The sequence below is a fragment of the Citrobacter sp. Ce129 genome (assembly GCF_030334545.1).
In the GTDB taxonomy this organism is placed as follows: Bacteria; Pseudomonadota; Gammaproteobacteria; order Enterobacterales; family Enterobacteriaceae; genus Citrobacter; species Citrobacter europaeus.
In genome coordinates, this window is sequence record NZ_JAOWDS010000071.1 from 67,852 (window position 1) to 84,373 (window position 16,522).

17 protein-coding genes are annotated in these 16,522 nt (G+C 51.5%); 10 read left to right on the forward strand and 7 right to left on the reverse strand.

Going from position 1 to position 16,522, the window contains the following annotated elements:
* Positions 1-89 precede the first annotated feature (89 nt).
* The 3 genes from zwf to kdgA all read left to right on the forward strand — a co-directional run bounded on the left by zwf (position 90) and on the right by kdgA (position 4,286).
* Complete coding sequence (gene zwf, locus OGV77_RS18825; protein WP_043016695.1) at positions 90-1,565, forward strand: glucose-6-phosphate dehydrogenase; 1,476 nt, start codon at positions 90-92, stop codon at positions 1,563-1,565.
* Between the two features lie 233 nt (positions 1,566-1,798).
* On the forward strand, positions 1,799-3,610 hold the full coding sequence (edd, locus tag OGV77_RS18830; RefSeq protein WP_043016694.1) for a phosphogluconate dehydratase: 1,812 nt from the start codon (positions 1,799-1,801) through the stop codon (positions 3,608-3,610).
* A gap of 34 nt (positions 3,611-3,644) precedes the next feature.
* The gene (gene kdgA, locus OGV77_RS18835) at positions 3,645-4,286 is read left to right on the forward strand and encodes a bifunctional 4-hydroxy-2-oxoglutarate aldolase/2-dehydro-3-deoxy-phosphogluconate aldolase (RefSeq protein ID WP_043016693.1); all 642 of its coding nucleotides are present in this window, start codon (positions 3,645-3,647) and stop codon (positions 4,284-4,286) included.
* Positions 4,287-4,353: 67 nt separating this feature from the next.
* Here the strand turns inward: kdgA and purT are convergent, their stop codons facing one another.
* Positions 4,354-5,532, reverse strand: a complete 1,179-nt coding sequence (purT, locus tag OGV77_RS18840) for a formate-dependent phosphoribosylglycinamide formyltransferase (RefSeq protein ID WP_043016692.1) — start codon at positions 5,530-5,532, stop codon at positions 4,354-4,356.
* Between the two features lie 132 nt (positions 5,533-5,664).
* On the opposite strand from purT, the gene yebG reads away from it, so the two are divergent.
* From yebG to ptrB, 4 genes are all read left to right on the forward strand, one after another.
* Positions 5,665-5,955 carry a DNA damage-inducible protein YebG gene (gene yebG / locus OGV77_RS18845; protein WP_032943780.1) on the forward strand — a complete coding sequence of 97 codons (291 nt, stop codon included), beginning with the start codon at positions 5,665-5,667 and terminating at the stop codon, positions 5,953-5,955.
* 121 nt (positions 5,956-6,076) lie between these two features.
* A complete protein-coding gene (gene yebF, locus OGV77_RS18850; protein ID WP_087051718.1) occupies positions 6,077-6,430 on the forward strand; it encodes a protein YebF in 354 nt (117 codons plus the stop codon).
* Positions 6,431-6,524: 94 nt separating this feature from the next.
* Positions 6,525-7,184: a tellurite resistance TerB family protein gene (locus OGV77_RS18855; RefSeq protein ID WP_043016689.1), complete on the forward strand. Its 660-nt coding sequence runs from the start codon at positions 6,525-6,527 to the stop codon at positions 7,182-7,184.
* Between the two features lie 86 nt (positions 7,185-7,270).
* Positions 7,271-9,325, forward strand: coding sequence for an oligopeptidase B (gene ptrB / locus OGV77_RS18860; protein WP_087051717.1), 2,055 nt, complete (start codon positions 7,271-7,273; stop codon positions 9,323-9,325).
* Positions 9,326-9,327: 2 nt separating this feature from the next.
* Here the strand turns inward: ptrB and exoX are convergent, their stop codons facing one another.
* From exoX to OGV77_RS18875, 3 genes are all read right to left on the reverse strand, one after another.
* Positions 9,328-9,990 (reverse strand): exodeoxyribonuclease X, encoded by a 663-nt coding sequence (gene exoX, locus OGV77_RS18865; RefSeq protein WP_043016687.1) that lies wholly within the window; start codon positions 9,988-9,990, stop codon positions 9,328-9,330.
* A gap of 23 nt (positions 9,991-10,013) precedes the next feature.
* Positions 10,014-10,670: a carbon-nitrogen hydrolase family protein gene (locus OGV77_RS18870; protein WP_087051716.1), complete on the reverse strand. Its 657-nt coding sequence runs from the start codon at positions 10,668-10,670 to the stop codon at positions 10,014-10,016.
* A gap of 106 nt (positions 10,671-10,776) precedes the next feature.
* Positions 10,777-11,007, reverse strand: coding sequence for a DNA polymerase III subunit theta (locus OGV77_RS18875; RefSeq protein ID WP_003034925.1), 231 nt, complete (start codon positions 11,005-11,007; stop codon positions 10,777-10,779).
* Between the two features lie 143 nt (positions 11,008-11,150).
* On the opposite strand from OGV77_RS18875, the gene yobA reads away from it, so the two are divergent.
* Genes yobA through OGV77_RS18890 form a run of 3 tightly spaced genes read left to right on the forward strand, consistent with a single transcriptional unit; the run spans position 11,151 to position 12,760 of the window.
* Positions 11,151-11,525 (forward strand): CopC domain-containing protein YobA, encoded by a 375-nt coding sequence (yobA, locus tag OGV77_RS18880; RefSeq protein WP_047410546.1) that lies wholly within the window; start codon positions 11,151-11,153, stop codon positions 11,523-11,525.
* Between the two features lie 3 nt (positions 11,526-11,528).
* On the forward strand, positions 11,529-12,401 hold the full coding sequence (gene copD / locus OGV77_RS18885; RefSeq protein ID WP_043016685.1) for a copper homeostasis membrane protein CopD: 873 nt from the start codon (positions 11,529-11,531) through the stop codon (positions 12,399-12,401).
* 20 nt (positions 12,402-12,421) lie between these two features.
* On the forward strand, positions 12,422-12,760 hold the full coding sequence (locus OGV77_RS18890; RefSeq protein ID WP_043016684.1) for a YebY family protein: 339 nt from the start codon (positions 12,422-12,424) through the stop codon (positions 12,758-12,760).
* Between the two features lie 391 nt (positions 12,761-13,151).
* Here the strand turns inward: OGV77_RS18890 and OGV77_RS18895 are convergent, their stop codons facing one another.
* The 3 genes from OGV77_RS18895 to OGV77_RS18905 form a co-directional block, all read right to left on the reverse strand.
* Complete coding sequence (locus OGV77_RS18895) at positions 13,152-14,231, reverse strand: tyrosine-type recombinase/integrase (protein ID WP_286502955.1); 1,080 nt, start codon at positions 14,229-14,231, stop codon at positions 13,152-13,154.
* A complete protein-coding gene (locus tag OGV77_RS18900) occupies positions 14,209-14,469 on the reverse strand; it encodes an excisionase (protein WP_220771725.1) in 261 nt (86 codons plus the stop codon). Before OGV77_RS18900 ends, OGV77_RS18895 begins: the two co-directional genes overlap by 23 nt.
* A gap of 286 nt (positions 14,470-14,755) precedes the next feature.
* Positions 14,756-16,522 (reverse strand): RecE-related exodeoxyribonuclease (locus tag OGV77_RS18905; RefSeq protein WP_286502956.1); only part of this gene is annotated, 1,767 nt, incomplete at its 5' end.

A 16,522-nucleotide genomic window follows, 5' to 3' on the forward strand; every position in this document is an offset into this window, starting at 1 on the left:
GGATTCACGTAAAAGCAGTACAGTGCAGTGTAATAAAATTACAACCAGTGTCTGGCAAAAGCACCAGGCACTTAATTGAGGAGAATGACATGGCGGTAACGCAAACAGCCCAGGCATGTGATCTGGTCATTTTCGGCGCAAAGGGCGACCTGGCGCGGCGAAAATTGCTGCCTTCCCTGTATCAACTGGAAAAGGCCGGACAGATTAACCCTGAAACCCGCATCATTGGGGTTGGGCGTGCCGACTGGGACAAAGCAGCCTATACCAAGGTTGTGCGCGAAGCGCTCGAAACCTTCATGAAAGAAAAAATCGATGAAGGTTTATGGGAGACCCTCAGCGGTCGTCTGGAGTTTTGTAATCTGGACGTCAATGACACAGCCGCGTTTAAACGTCTGGGCAAAATGCTGGATCAAAAATCGCGTACCACCATCAACTATTTTGCGATGCCGCCGAGTACCTTCGGCGCGATCTGCAAAGGTCTGGGTGAAGCAAAGCTGAATGCTAAACCAGCCCGCGTCGTGATGGAAAAACCGCTGGGTACGTCACTGGCAACATCCCGTGAAATCAACGATCAGGTTGGCGAGTATTTCGAAGAGTGTCAGGTTTACCGCATCGACCACTATCTCGGCAAAGAGACGGTTCTGAACCTGCTGGCACTGCGTTTTGCCAACTCCCTGTTTGTGAACAACTGGGATAACCGCACTATCGATCACGTAGAAATTACCGTGGCGGAAGAGGTGGGTATTGAAGGGCGCTGGGGCTATTTTGACCAGGCTGGTCAAATGCGCGATATGATCCAGAACCACCTGCTGCAAATTCTGTGCATGATCGCGATGTCTCCACCGTCCGATCTGAGCGCTGACAGCATCCGTGATGAAAAAGTGAAAGTACTGAAATCACTGCGTCGCATCGATCGTTCGAACGTACGGGAAAAAACAGTTCGCGGCCAGTACACCGCCGGTTTTGCCCAGGGCAAAAAAGTTCCGGGATATCTGGAAGAAGAAGGCGCGAACAAGAGCAGCAACACGGAAACGTTTGTGGCGATCCGTGTGGATATCGATAACTGGCGCTGGGCGGGTGTTCCTTTCTACCTGCGTACCGGTAAACGTTTGCCGACGAAGTGCTCTGAAGTCGTGGTTTACTTCAAAACGCCTGAGCTGAACCTGTTCAGAGAGTCCTGGCAGGATCTACCGCAGAACAAGCTGACCATCCGTTTGCAGCCTGATGAAGGTGTCGATATCCAGGTACTGAACAAAGTACCGGGTCTGGATCACAAGCATAATCTGCAAATTACCAAGCTTGATCTGAGCTATTCCGAAACCTTCAACCAGACGCACCTTGCCGACGCCTACGAGCGCCTGCTGCTTGAAACGATGCGCGGCATCCAGGCGCTGTTTGTGCGCCGTGATGAAGTTGAAGAAGCCTGGAAGTGGGTCGACTCCATTACCGAAGCATGGGCGATGGACAACGACGCGCCGAAGCCGTATCAGGCAGGCACCTGGGGACCGGTTGCTTCTGTGGCCATGATCACCCGTGATGGTCGTTCCTGGAACGAGTTTGAGTAAAATATCATCTAGCCCATAGGTGTTATTTTACCGGTAACATGATCTAACACAGATTGTAGAATAATTTTTGCACTTTTAAGCTCCGCGTGGATTCACCCGCGGGGCTTTTTTTATTACACTGCCTGAAACGATTTTGCCCCTGAGCTGCGGCTAACAAGCGATTCAGCCATTTTTAACCCAACTGAAACACATTGTTGATCCAACGCTCTGACAGATAAATTTTAGGAGCCTCTATGAATCCGAATTTGTTACGCGTAACACAACGTATCGTCGAACGTTCTCGTGACACACGTTCCGCCTACCTCGCCCGTATTGAACAAGCGAAATCAACTACCGTTCATCGCTCACAGCTGGCATGCGGTAACCTGGCGCATGGTTTTGCTGCGTGTCAGCCGGACGACAAGGCTTCGCTGAAAAGCATGCTGCGTAACAATATCGCGATCATTACCTCCTATAACGACATGCTCTCCGCGCATCAGCCGTATGAACACTATCCGACCATCATTCGTAAAGCGCTACATGAAGCCAATGCTGTAGGCCAGGTTGCGGGCGGTGTGCCTGCCATGTGCGACGGTGTGACCCAGGGCCAGGATGGGATGGAGCTTTCCCTGCTGAGTCGTGAAGTGATTGCGATGTCGGCTGCAGTAGGCCTTTCCCACAATATGTTCGACGGCGCGTTGTTCCTCGGCGTGTGCGACAAAATTGTCCCGGGCCTGGTGATGGCGGCGCTGTCATTTGGTCATCTGCCTTCAATCTTTATTCCTTCCGGTCCGATGGCGAGCGGTCTGGCGAATAAAGAAAAAGTGCGTATCCGTCAGCTGTATGCTGAAGGTAAAGTCGATCGCATGGCGCTTCTAGAATCCGAAGCGGCGTCTTATCACGCACCGGGTACCTGTACGTTCTATGGCACCGCGAACACCAACCAGATGGTGGTGGAGTTTATGGGGATGCAACTGCCAGGCTCCTCATTCGTGCACCCGGATGCGCCATTACGCGAAGCACTGACCGCGGCGGCAGCCCGTCAGGTCACGCGCCTGACTGGAAACGGCAATGAATGGATGCCGATCGGTAAGATGATTGATGAAAAAGTTGTGGTGAACGGTATTGTCGCGCTGCTGGCGACCGGGGGCTCAACTAACCATACGATGCACCTGGTAGCGATGGCGCGTGCAGCCGGGATACTGATTAACTGGGACGACTTCTCCGATCTGTCCGATATCGTGCCGCTGATGGCGCGTTTGTACCCGAATGGTCCGGCAGATATTAACCACTTCCAGGCCGCGGGTGGTGTGCCGGTGTTAATGCGAGAACTGCTTAACGCGGGTCTGCTGCATGAAGATGTTAACACCGTTGCCGGGTTCGGTTTATCACGTTACACCATGGAACCCTGGCTCAACGAGGGTGAACTGGACTGGCGTGAAGGGGCGGCGAAGTCGTTGGACAGCAATGTGATTGCCACCTTTGACCAACCGTTCTCCCACCATGGCGGCACCAAAGTGCTGAGCGGAAACCTTGGTCGAGCAGTGATGAAAACGTCGGCGGTCCCGGTAGAGAATCAGGTAATTGAAGCACCGGCAGTCGTTTTTGAAAGTCAGCATGATGTGTTACCGGCCTTCGATGCGGGTCTGCTTGATCGGGATTGCGTGGTGGTTGTGCGCCATCAGGGACCAAAAGCGAACGGAATGCCAGAATTACATAAACTCATGCCGCCACTTGGTGTATTATTGGACCGTTGTTTCAAAATTGCGTTAGTTACAGATGGACGACTTTCAGGTGCTTCAGGTAAAGTGCCTTCAGCAATCCATGTAACCCCGGAAGCCTATGATGGCGGGTTGCTGGCAAAAGTACGCGATGGCGACATCATTCGTGTGAATGGACAGACAGGTGAATTGACGCTGCTGGTTGATGAAGAGGAACTTGCCTCTCGTCAGCCTCACATTCCTGACCTCAGCGCATCGCGCGTGGGTACAGGCCGTGAAATGTTCAGCGCGTTGCGTGAAAAGCTGTCCGGTGCGGAGCAGGGCGCAACCTGTATCACTTTTTAAGACTTATTTTGTAATCAGGCGAGAGAAAACTCTGATGAAAAACTGGAAGACAAGTGCAGAAGCAATCCTGACCACTGGCCCGGTTGTACCGGTTATTGTGGTTAATAAACTGGAACACGCGGTGCCGATGGCAAAAGCGCTGGTTGCAGGGGGCGTGCGCGTTCTGGAAGTGACCTTACGTACCGCATGTGCGATGGATGCCATTCGCGCGATCGCCAAAGAAGTTCCAGACGCTATCGTTGGCGCGGGTACCGTACTGAACCCACAACAGCTGGCTGAAGTGACCGAAGCCGGTGCGCAGTTTGCTATCAGCCCGGGCCTGACCGAGCCGCTGCTGAAGGCTGCAACCGAAGGCACTATTCCGCTGATCCCTGGTATCAGCACCGTTTCTGAACTGATGCTGGGTATGGACTACGGTTTGAAAGAATTCAAATTCTTCCCGGCGGAAGCGAACGGTGGTACTAAAGCACTGCAGGCGATTGCGGGTCCGTTCTCTCAGGTCCGTTTCTGCCCAACTGGTGGTATTTCCCCGTCTAACTACCGCGATTACCTGGCACTGAAAAGCGTGCTGTGCATCGGCGGTTCCTGGCTGGTTCCGGCAGATGCGCTGGAAGCGGGTGATTACGATCGCATTACTAAGCTGGCTCGTGAAGCAGTAGAAGGCGCGAAGCAGTAATCCGTTAATGCGTAAACCGTAGGTCAGATACGGCAGCAATGCTTTATCCGACCTACGGGTCTGGTTTTTATCCTGCGACTTTCACCTGTGCGGCTGCGTCTGTCGCGCGTATCACCGCATCTTCAATGCTCTGTGCTGTGGCCAGCACAACGCCCAGACGACGGCTCCCGTCGATTTCCGGCTTGCCAAAGAAACGCACTTGCATACCCGCACCTACAGCGGCCTGCACGTTATCAAACGTGATATTCTGGCTGGTAAGTTGCGGCAGGATAACGGCGGAAGCAGAAGGTCCATACTGGCGGATTGCGCCAACGGGCAGACCGAGAAATGCGCGTACGTGTAGGGCAAACTCGGACAGATCCTGCGAAATCAAGGTCACCATACCCGTGTCGTGAGGGCGAGGGGAAACTTCGCTGAAAATCACCTCATCACCGCAGACAAACAGCTCCACGCCAAACAGTCCATGGCCGCCCAGTGCCAGCACCACCTTACGGGCAATCTCCTGCGCGCGCATCAGTGCCAGGTCACTCATCTGCTGCGGCTGCCAGGATTCACGATAATCGCCATCTTCCTGACGATGTCCTACCGGCGCGCAGAAATGGACGCCATCAACTGCGCTGACGGTAAGCAGGGTGATTTCAAAATCAAAATTCACTACGCCTTCGACGATAACGCGTCCGGCGCCTGCCCGGCCTCCCTGCTGAGCATAGTCCCAGGCCTCGGTGAGCCGATCGGCGGAACGAATAAAGCTTTGTCCCTTACCGGAGGAACTCATTACCGGCTTCACAATGCAGGGGTAGCCGATTTCGGCGACGGCCTCACGAAAGCGGGCTTCGCTGTCAGCAAAGCGGTAAGAAGAGGTCGGCAAAGACAATTCTTCGGCGGCCAGTCGACGGATCCCCTCGCGGTTCATGGTCAGTTGCGTCGCCCTGGCACACGGCACGACGCGTTGGCCTTCCTGTTCCAGTGTTACCAGCATATCTGTGGCAATCGCCTCTATTTCGGGCACGATATAATCTGGTTTTTCACGCTCCACGAGCTGGCGTAATGCATCGCCATCCAGCATGTTGATTACGTATGAACGATGGGCAACATGCATAGCTGGCGCGTCGGGGTAACGATCCACGGCAATGACTTCCACGCCCAGGCGTTGGCATTCAATCGCCACCTCTTTACCCAGTTCACCTGAACCTAATAACATCACTCGCGTTGCTGCGGGACGCAGCGCTGTGCCTAATAACGTCATAAATTATTCCCCTGTTTTATCTGGGCGCAGTATATACGAAAACGTTTGCGTCTGTCTTTATTACCAGGTTGATTTCGAGGCGTAAAAAGAATATACTGTACATAAATACAGGTAATTTGAGAGGCTGCAAAAATGGCGGTTGAAGTTAAATACGTAGTCATTCGGGAAGGTGAGGAAAAAATGTCGTTTACCAGCAAAAAGGAAGCCGATGCGTATGACAAAATGCTGGACACAGCGGATTTGCTCGACACATGGCTGGAACAATCGCCGGTAGCGCTCGAAGACGAGCAGCGTGAAGCACTTTCCCTGTGGCTGGCTGAGCAAAAGGATGTGCTGAGCGCCATTCTGAAAAATGGCAAACTGCCATCGCCGCAGGCGGTCGAAAACGACGCGCACACTGAGGATGATACTCAGGCTGCCTGAAACGACTTGCGCTCCTGACGTTTTGTACCATGCTTTTCCCTGAATCATTGTGCAATCCCTGACGTCATTTCACGTTGCTACAGGCAACATGAATGGCGAAGGGGAGATTAAGGAGAAAAGAATGTATAAAAAAAGAGCGTTACTGAGCCTGCTGTTGTTGTCCGCCAGCGTATCTGTGTTTGCGGCAAATACGGAAAGCAAGAATGTTCAGTTCCCCAAGTGTGAAGGACTGGATGCAAACGGCATTGCGGCGAGCGTGAAACGTGATTATCAGCAAAATCGCATCTCCCGCTGGGCTGACGATCAAAAACGCGTTGGTCAGGCCGACCCTGTCGCCTGGGTCAACACGCCCGATATTACGGGCAAAGACGGGAAATGGTCAGTTCCCCTGACGGTTCGCGGTAAAAGCGCGGATATTCACTATCAGGTAAAAGTCGACTGCAAGGCCGGAACGGCGAAGTATAAGCCGCAATAACGAAGGTATTTGCACATCTTTTGATGACCTGAACACTTCCTGACATCCCCTCGGGTACGCTTTGATGATTATTCGTCTGTACTTGAGGGGCAAAATGGCTAACTGGCTAAATCAACTACAATCTCTTCTTGGGCAAAAAGGATCCTCCGCGTCATCTTCTGGCGAGCAAGGGCTGAGTAAACTTCTGGTTCCGGGCGCGTTAGGCGGTCTGGCAGGATTACTGGTTGCCAATAAATCTTCACGTAAATTACTGAGTAAATACGGCACCAGCGCGCTTTTAGTTGGTGGTGGGGCAGTTGCTGGTACCGTGTTATGGAACAAATACAAGGATAAGGTTCGCGCTGCGCATCAGGATGAACCGCAGTTCGGCGCACAAAGCTCACCGCTGGATGAGCGAACTGAACGTCTGATCCTCGCGCTGGTTTTTGCGGCGAAAAGCGATGGCCATATTGATGCTAAAGAACGTACCGCCATTGAGCAGCAACTCCGCGAAGCGGGCGTTGAAGAGCAGGGTCGAGTTCTGATTGAGCGCGCCATCGAACAACCGCTAGATCCTCAACGCCTGGCACAAGGTATCCGCAACGAAGAAGAAGCGCTGGAAATTTACTTCCTGAGCTGTGCGGCGATTGATATCGACCACTTTATGGAGCGTAGCTATCTGAACGCGCTGGGCGATGCGCTGAAGATCCCGCAGGATGTTCGTGAAGGCATTGAACAGGATCTCAAAGAACAAAAACAGGCTTTACCGGGTTAATTACTTACCGCTAAGGCGCATGTTTCGCTTGCATCATTGCTGTCTTTTGCCACCCTTATAGGATGATTAAGCAAAAGAACAATGACATGCTACCAAAAGCTTCTCGTATTCCCCACGCCATGACGCAGCATGGCGATACTCGTGTTGATAATTATTACTGGTTGCGAGATGACACCCGCTCGCAGCCGGAAGTACTGGATTATCTGCAACAAGAAAATGCGTATGGCCGACAGATTATGGCCTCGCAACAGGCCTTGCAGGATCGCATCCTGAAAGAGATTATCGACCGAATCCCGCCCCAGGATGCATCCGCCCCTTATGTGAAGAATGGTTATCGCTACCGGCATATTTATGAACCGGGGTGCGAATATGCCATTTACCAGCGTCAGTCTGCCTTCAGTGAAGAGTGGGATGGATGGGACACCTTGCTGGATGGTAACCAGCGAGCAGCCCACAGTGAGTTTTATACGCTGGGAGGGCTGGCGATATCACCGGATAACACTATCATGGCACTGGCCGAAGATTATCTCTCTCGTCGGCAATATGGCGTGCGTTTTCGCAATCTGCAAAGCGGCAACTGGTATCCTGAAGTGCTGGACAACGTTGAAGCAGACCTGGTCTGGGCAAATGACTCACAGACCTTCTATTACGTGCGCAAACATGCAACCACGCTGCTTCCGTATCAGGTTTGGCGGCATACCGTCGGCTCGCCATCGTCACTGGATGAGCTGGTGTATGAAGAAGCCGATGATATGTTTTATGTCAGCCTGCATAAAACCACCTCGCTTCACTATGTGGTTATTCATATCGCCAGTGCGACCACCAGTGAGGTTTTGCTGCTTGATGCAGAACTGGCGGATGCCGAGCCGTTAGTCTTTTTAGCCCGGCGCAAAGACCACGAATACAGCCTCGATCACTATCAGCATACGTTTTATCTGCGCTCTAACCGTCAGGGTAAAAATTTTGGTTTGTACCGTACCCGTGTGCGAGATGAACAAGCCTGGGAGACGCTGATTCCGCCGCGCGATAGCGTCATGCTGGAGGGTTTTACGCTGTTCACAGACTGGCTGGTGGTGGAGGAGCGCCAGCGAGGCTTAACCAGCCTGCGACAGATTAATCGTAAAACGCGCGAAGTAGTCGGCATCGCTTTTGACGATCCAGCGTATGTGACCTGGCTTGCCTATAATCCAGAGCCGGAGACATCGCGGCTGCGCTATGGCTATTCCTCCATGACCACCCCGGACACGTTGTTTGAACTGGATATGGACACCGGGGAACGTCGCGTACTTAAGCAGACGGAGGTCCCCGGATTTGATGCGGCGAATTACCGCAGCGAACACGTATGGATCACCGCGCGTGATGGCACCGAGGTTCCGGTTTCACTGGTTTATCATCAAAAGTATTTCCTGAAAGGAAAAAATCCGTTACTGGTTTACGGCTATGGTTCGTATGGCGCCAGCATGGACGCCGATTTCAGCAGTAGTCGCTTGAGCCTACTGGATCGCGGCTTTGTCTATGCCATTGCCCATGTGCGTGGCGGTGGTGAGTTAGGACAGCAGTGGTATGAAGACGGTAAGTTTCTGCTCAAGAAAAATACCTTCAATGATTACCTTGACGTCTGCGATGCGCTGCTAAAAATGGGCTACGGTGCGCCTTCACTCTGTTATGGCATGGGGGGGAGTGCCGGAGGAATGTTAATGGGCGTCGCCATTAATGAGCGCCCGGAACTCTTCCATGGCGTCATTGCGCAGGTGCCATTTGTCGATGTGGTAACTACGATGCTGGATGAGTCAATTCCCCTGACGACCGGTGAGTTTGAAGAGTGGGGTAATCCGCAGGACGAAGAGTATTACACCTACATGAAAAGCTACAGCCCGTATGACAATGTTACAGCACAGGATTATCCGCATCTGCTGGTTACGACGGGATTACACGACTCCCAGGTGCAATACTGGGAACCGGCAAAATGGGTGGCAAAACTGCGTGAGCTGAAAACGGACGATCGTCTGCTGTTGCTCTGCACGGATATGGATTCCGGGCACGGCGGTAAATCCGGGCGTTTTAAATCTTACGAAGGCGTGGCCCTGGAATACGCATTTTTGGTAGGACTGGCGCAGGGAACACTGCCTGAACAGGCGTAAACTCAGGCGTTATCCAGATAGTGTTTCAGCGTTAAGCGCAGCTCCGGGCTCATACTGTCGAGGTTATTAAATAACCAGCGCAAGTAGCCCGGATCGCGTTCAGCCACTTCTGATACCGGTTTTCCGCGGTACTTACCAAAAGTGAACGTAGTGAGTAACGCAGGACGACCGGTAATATCGACCATCTGTTCTGCTGACCAGCCTGACGTCTGCATAATGTCGATCAGCAGTGCCGCAGTGATGTAGCAGTCATACAGGGCGCGGTGATGATGCAGACCTGACGGCGTCTGGACGCTCAACTTACGTGATTTATACAGCGCCATATTGCTGTATTTGATCCCCGGCCACAAACGACGGGAGAGCTTCATGGTGCAAATCCACTCCCCGGGCATGTCGGGTAACACGCGGCGGTCAAAGCTGGCATTGTGCGCCACGTACCACTCGCTGCCGTAGTATTGCGGGATGACATCTTCAATCCACGGCTTATCGGCTACCATCGCTTCAGTAATACGATGGATAGCCATCGCCTGAGGGCTGATAGGGCGGTCAGGACGCACCAGGTGGCTCATTGGATTGACTATTTTTCCGTCAACCACATCGACAGAAGCAATCTCAACAATGCCTCCCTGCAGACCACAGGTTTCTGTATCTATTATGCGCAACATGCCATGCTCCTGACTCAAAACGATTAGCGTAATGGAATGATATCACCTTGCCAACCCCGTGGCGTGCGTTGACCCGTTAAGAGTAAGGAACCGCTGTCTGCACGAACAATCAATCGACCGCGCTCATCCCATAATGCGCTGCTGCCACGCGCATTAGCCATTAATACCGCAATGGCAAACTTATGCGAGAAACTCTGTAGACGAGATGTGGAGGAGAGCAATTCGGGTTCGCTAACGGACTGACTGCTGGTGAACAGGGAATAAGCCGGGTCGATATCGATACCTTCCGGTTGGCTATCCACAACGCTAATGGCATTTCGCTGTCTGGCGATACAGGCCCCGTGACTCTGATGAAACGTTAAGGGCGAGGTCATCCAGGGAGAGAAAAGTGCGATCCCTTTTACGAAACGATTGTTATGCTCTACCGGCAATCCCGCAATAATCGTCATGCGATAAGTCGCGGCGGCATGCGCGAGAGGTTCTAACAACGATAAATCGGGTGGGGCTGGGAGCGTGTCATGCTCATCAACACAACCCAATAGCGAAAGGGAGGGGAAAACCAGCAATTCACATTGGCATTGAGCTGCTGCCTGAATGAATTGCAGGTGATGCGCGACATGTTCGGTAACTGAGGTGTGAAGAGGTTCGTACTGCGCTGCTGCGATTTTCCAGTGTGACATAATGATTTCCTTTTCATAGTGTCTACAACCATCCTTAAATTATAGATTAAGGATATACTTATACTGTAGCAGGCATCATGTAAGGAATCGTAACGTTATATAAGTTTTATTTAACTTTAGGCTCGTAGGGTAAACGCGAAAGGGAAACGGATGCCAAACGGTGCGCGATGAGTCTTTCCCGAAACCAGTCGCGCAAATGTTCGGGTTGTTCACGTTCAACCACTTCGGCAACAACCGGCATATTGTATCGCTCCTTAAATGCGACACCCGCCGCGGCCAGGTCAACATTGACCTTATCCATTTCAGCTTGTTCAAGTTTGGCCAGATTGATGTTCATGGGCTTCTCCTTTTCTCTGTCTTTCGGCGCGCAAAGTTACTAAGAGTGTGCATTAATGGCAAGACCGAAATGATGATTCTCGACTCGATCATTGTAGAAGGTTATTCTCTATAGATTAGACATAACAAAAAGGAATAGTTGAAATGGCTTCATCTGCATCTATGCTTCGCAACGCTCTCATCGTACTGGCCAGCGTTCTGGTCACGCCTGCCGCCCTGGCTCATGCTCACCTGACGAAACAAAGCCCGGCGGCTAATGCCGAGGTTGCGGCATCTCCTCAGGCGTTGACGCTGAATTTCTCTGAAGGCGTAGAGCCAGGATTCAGCGGTGCAACGTTGACCGGTCCAAACAAAGAACAGATCAAAACGGGCAAGGCGTCGCGCAGTGAGCAGGACAAAACGCAACTGATTGTTCCGCTTGCTCAGACGCTGGAAGCTGGAAAATATACGGTCGACTGGCATGTCGTCTCCGTGGATGGTCATAAAACGAAGGGGCAATATACCTTTAGCGTGAAATAACCGATGCTGGCATTTACCTGGGTTGCACTACGGTTCATCCATTTTACCACTTTGATGCTGGTGTTTGGCTGTGCGCTTTACGGCGCATGGCTGGCTCCCGTTTCGGTTCGTCGTTTAATGATGCGTCGTTTTTTACGTCTGCAACGGCATGCCGCAACGTGGAGTTTTATCAGCGCGACGCTGATGCTGGCGATCCAGGGTGGGCTAATGGGCTCAGGCTGGCGGGATGTTATCTCTACAGATGTATGGGGCGCGGTGTTGCAAACGCAGTTTGGCGGCGTCTGGTTATGGCAGATTATCCTCGCGCTGGTCACGCTGGTGGTGGTTATTATCGTACCGCGTAGCATGCCGCGACGGCTGTTAATGCTGACGATTGCGCAGTTTATTTTGCTGGCTGGCGTCGGGCATGCGACGCTGCACAGTGGCATTACTGGGGCATTCCAGCAGGTTAACCATGCCTTGCATCTGATATGCGCTGCCGCCTGGTTCGGTGGCCTGCTCCCCGTACTTTACTGTATGCGAATGGCGCATGGCCGCTGGCGAGAACAGGCCATCAGCACCATGATGCGTTTCTCCCGCTACGGGCATCTTTTCGTTATCGGTGTTTTACTTACCGGTATTATGAATGCGCTGTTTATTGTCGGTTTTTCTGTTCCCTGGCACATGGCTTACGGGCAACTGCTTTTGTTAAAAGGTGCTCTGGTAATGCTAATGGTGGCGATTGCGCTGGTGAATCGGTATGTTCTGGTACCACGCATGCGGCAGGATAACCGCAGTATGACACTCTATTTTATTTGGATGACTAAGCTGGAATGGGGAATTGGGGCCGTTGTGCTGGCGATTGTCAGCCTGTTTGCAACTCTCGAACCTTTCTGATTGATGGACTGGCAAAACGCATGAAAAAAATCATTATCTCGTTAGTACTACTGGCAAGCTCCGGGGCCGCACTGGCTGCGCCACAGGTCATCACCGTCAGCCGTTTTGAGGTTGGTAAAGATAAGTGGGCGTTTAATCGGGAAGAGGTGATGCTGACCTGCCGTCCGGGTAACGCGCTGTATGTCATCAATCCCAGTACGCTGGTGCAATACCCGTTAAATGATGTCGCCAGACAGCAGGTGGAGAGCGGGAAAACCACGGCAAAGCCGATCGAGATTATCCAGATTGATGATCCGGCGAAACCGGGCGAAAAAATGAGCCTGGCGCCGTTTGTGGAGCGTGCAGAAAAGCTCTGCTAATTGTCAGATGTAGCACTCTGATTTCCAATAAAAAACCGCAAGGATCTCTCAGGAGAACTTGCGGTTTTTACGTTTGGGTGCGTGACAATCGTCCTTTTTTTCAGGCCACTTTAGTCGCGGACTGGAAAACCTGGCGCTGTCATCTATTCTTAAATGGCAGGGTAACTTAGCCTGCATTAATGCCAACTTTTAGCGCACGGCTCTCTCCCAAGAGCCATTTCCCTGGACCGAATACAGGAATCGTATTCGGTCTCTTTTTATCTGGCTTTAATTTCAGTCACTTAGGACCACACGTCCGAAAATGTCCGAAATTTGTCCGAATTCTAATATTCGGTCTTTATTCGTTATACCACACCATTTTTAACATTCACAATTCATTTACGAAGAAAAATTAGATCAGCACATACTCTTTTTTTCTCGTATCAAGATACTTCTCAGTCATTTTTTCTGACTTATGCCCCAGCAGTTTTTGCGCAAAATCCTTCCCGAATTCCTTCTCATACATCCTTCCCGCCAGACTCCGAATTTCATGAAATGAAGGTGGGTTTTCTGAAAACTTTAAACCAGAAAAATTTCGTGCTTTCACAAAACCTTTTGTCAGACTGTCCAGGTTTATGCTTCCGTCTTCACTATTTTTTCTGATCCCGGGGCTTATCAAGAAATCGCATCGACTGACAAGCCGGCAGCGATCGATGACGGTCGACAGTCTCAGGCCGGATGCTTTCAATGTCAGTGAAAGTGGGATCGCCAGGCAGGACCCGGTTTTTTGTTGTTCGATGTACAGTCGGTCATCTTTAATGTCACTGAAGCGCATCCGGGCGACGTCCTCACGACGCTGACCGGTGACCAGGGCGAGATCCATCGACAGGCCGAACCATGCTGGCATTCGCTCTGCACCAGCACGAACGGCCATAAACATTTCATATTCCAGGCGCTCGCGCAGCACTTTAATTTTCGGTGCTCGAGTTGGGTCAACGGGATTGGAATCAACACGCCCTTCCACAACGGCCTCACGGAAAACATCAGACAGTACTGATCGCATGGTTCCTGCCATTGTTGTTTTGCCGCACTCCGTCCAGCGCTCAATAAACTCGGCCACATCGCGGGTGGTTATGCTGGCCAGTATCATTACGCCAAAGTATTCTCTAATGGTCGCCAGCTGCCCGGCACGAACTTTGTAAGTATTGGCCGCCAGCTTGCGTCGCTGCAGGATAATTTCGTACCGATCGAGCCAGTTGCCCATGGTGTATTCATTAGTACCTTTCAGCTGTTCGAGTAGGGCGATTGGAGTGTAATTTTTATCGATGTAGTGATTTGCTTCGATGGCCTGGGCGATCGCATCCCTGCGCGAAATTTTACCCAGAGATATCTCTTTTCCGTCGACGGGATTGCGCCAGGAATATGACTTCCTGGCTTTACGATAGGTCAGATTCTTAGGCAAATTAGCGTCATATTTGTCCGGCCTCGCCATCGATAATCCTCTCTATCAATCGCCCTTTTAACGGGTATCTGCTCTGATTTGTGTTAACAGTCTTACAGTATTTGTTTGGCCTGATAAAAATGGCATCGGGCCTGACTTTGTACTCTGTACCCTCTTTTTCCGGAGGCGGGTAAATATTACCGTTACGCGCCCATTTTCTGAGGGTTCCTATCTGCGGAGGCTCTTCATAGCGTTCTTCCGCCCAGCGCTCGAGTGATAAAAGTTTCATATGCACCTCGATAGCCAGCTGCGATCATACGTGACGCAGCTGGCGCAGGTTGATTGTCAAAAATCAGTCAGGTTTACCGCTGGTTTAACCCGGCGCCGCTTTTTCCTGGCTTTCGGCCTTATCGTTGGCTTTACGATTTGTGGTAGTACTGGCGGTAAAGAATGGGCATGTTCGCTAATACGCTTACGATCCCCCATCATCCACACGAGTCTTGCTGTCCAGTCTCGCCCGTCATCACAGACGTGCAGAGAGCGAATCAGGGCTTCATCGCCGGTTAAGTTCTCTGTCACTGCTGCGCCTCCGCACTTATAACCCCAGCGGCCAACGCTGCGGCCATGTGCGGCAATTCTTCGAAATCGCCGCGGTATGACGGGTTTGCACACATCCCCTGCAGAGCTGCGAGCGTCAGTTGCTGGCGATAGGTCAGGGCGGTAAACGGTTCACCATTGGTGAATTCGCTACCCGGTGTGGAAACAGGCAATTCTGGTTCTTTCTTCGGTTTGGCGGTGACAACTGGTGGAGCTATCACTATCGGTTTGGGTGGCTCTGGTCGGCGATATTGCACTATCGCATCGAGGGCGATCTTCTGACGCGAGGCGGCATCCTCAGACCAGCCATCGAGAATTGTCGTTGCGACATCATGAACTTCTTCGTCGCTGAAATTGGGCGACAGACAAAATTCAGTGGTGGCGATATCGATGATTAGCAGAGGAAGAACGTCAGCGATAATATGACCGGTGCATGCCACAACGCCTTCCGCTTCTTCTTTACCCATAATGTCAGTACGTCCGGAAAGCAGATCGTTCAGCGCGTGGGCAATCTCAATTTCATGATCATCCAAAAGTTGGCGATCGTCTTCCTGTTCGGTCACTTCCTTTTTTTCACCCTCATTTGAGGCGCTATTTGCAAATGCTGCATCCAGTTCCCTGTCGAGTTCTGTAGCGCGAGCAGGGCAGACTGCTGGTGGTAAATTTTCGTCCTGTAACGTCTGTTCGGTTTTACCATCAGATTTTGCTCCATCATTTTTTTGTGGCAGTGGTGCTAATGTGCGGCCACAGGCGATATCAATGACCAGCTGTGGTGGATTAACGCAGTCAAAACCCGCAATGCAGTTATCGATGTATTGGCGAAGTTCACCGGGGTAAATATGAAGTTTTTCCTCAGCGGTTTTGATGATGGCCACGATGGACGCCGGGTGATAATCATGAATACCCGGTGTACGTGAAAATGGCGCACACCAGTCATCAATCTCGACATCTTTACTGCACAGCATGGTATTGATGCGCATTTCAATGCCAACTGGAGGGTTGCACACGTCGAAATCCATGGATCGGGATAATTTTCCCATGGCTGTGTGATAGCGCAGTCTGGTAGCAAGTTCGCTCATGGTCGGCTTGTCACTGCTCCTGGTGCCAGTCTGAACACACTTTACTGGCTCGCGTTTATCGGGCGGGGTATCAGCCCATTGGGTAAACAGGTTTTTATAGTCTGGCCATTTAGCATTGTCGCGCGCCTTCTGACGCACCCAGGCCAGGCATTCGGTCTGTTTTTCAGGAAGCATGGCAAGAATGCGGGGTTCTTTGGCAAGACCCTCTGCCTGTTCACGTAAAGGGCTAAATTCATCATCATTCAGCATGTCGATTAACTGGCCATACTGAGAAGGGGTGATTTCATCAATGGCACCAAACACCGCAAGGCAGTATGCGCGGGCCAGCACATCCAGCTCTTTCACTGGTTTCATTTTGTCTTCTGTCGAGTCAGCATTAAGTTGTTCATTTCCGCCAGCAAGCTCTGGCCCAACGATGATGCGCTCTGGTTCGCCTTTCTCAGCATTCCAGATAATGTCACCGGTGAAGAGGTCGGTATAGAACTGCCCTTCAACAGTGCAGAACATTCCTTCCTCTACTTCCCATACCTTGGGAGCAAAATAATCATCAGCATAATCTGGCGCGAACTGTATAAAATCCGCATGCAGTAATGTTTTTGCTATTGTTTTATTCTTGGCTTGTTTAAAAGCAACATAAACCGGAAGCGTACTATCTTTTTCAAGCGC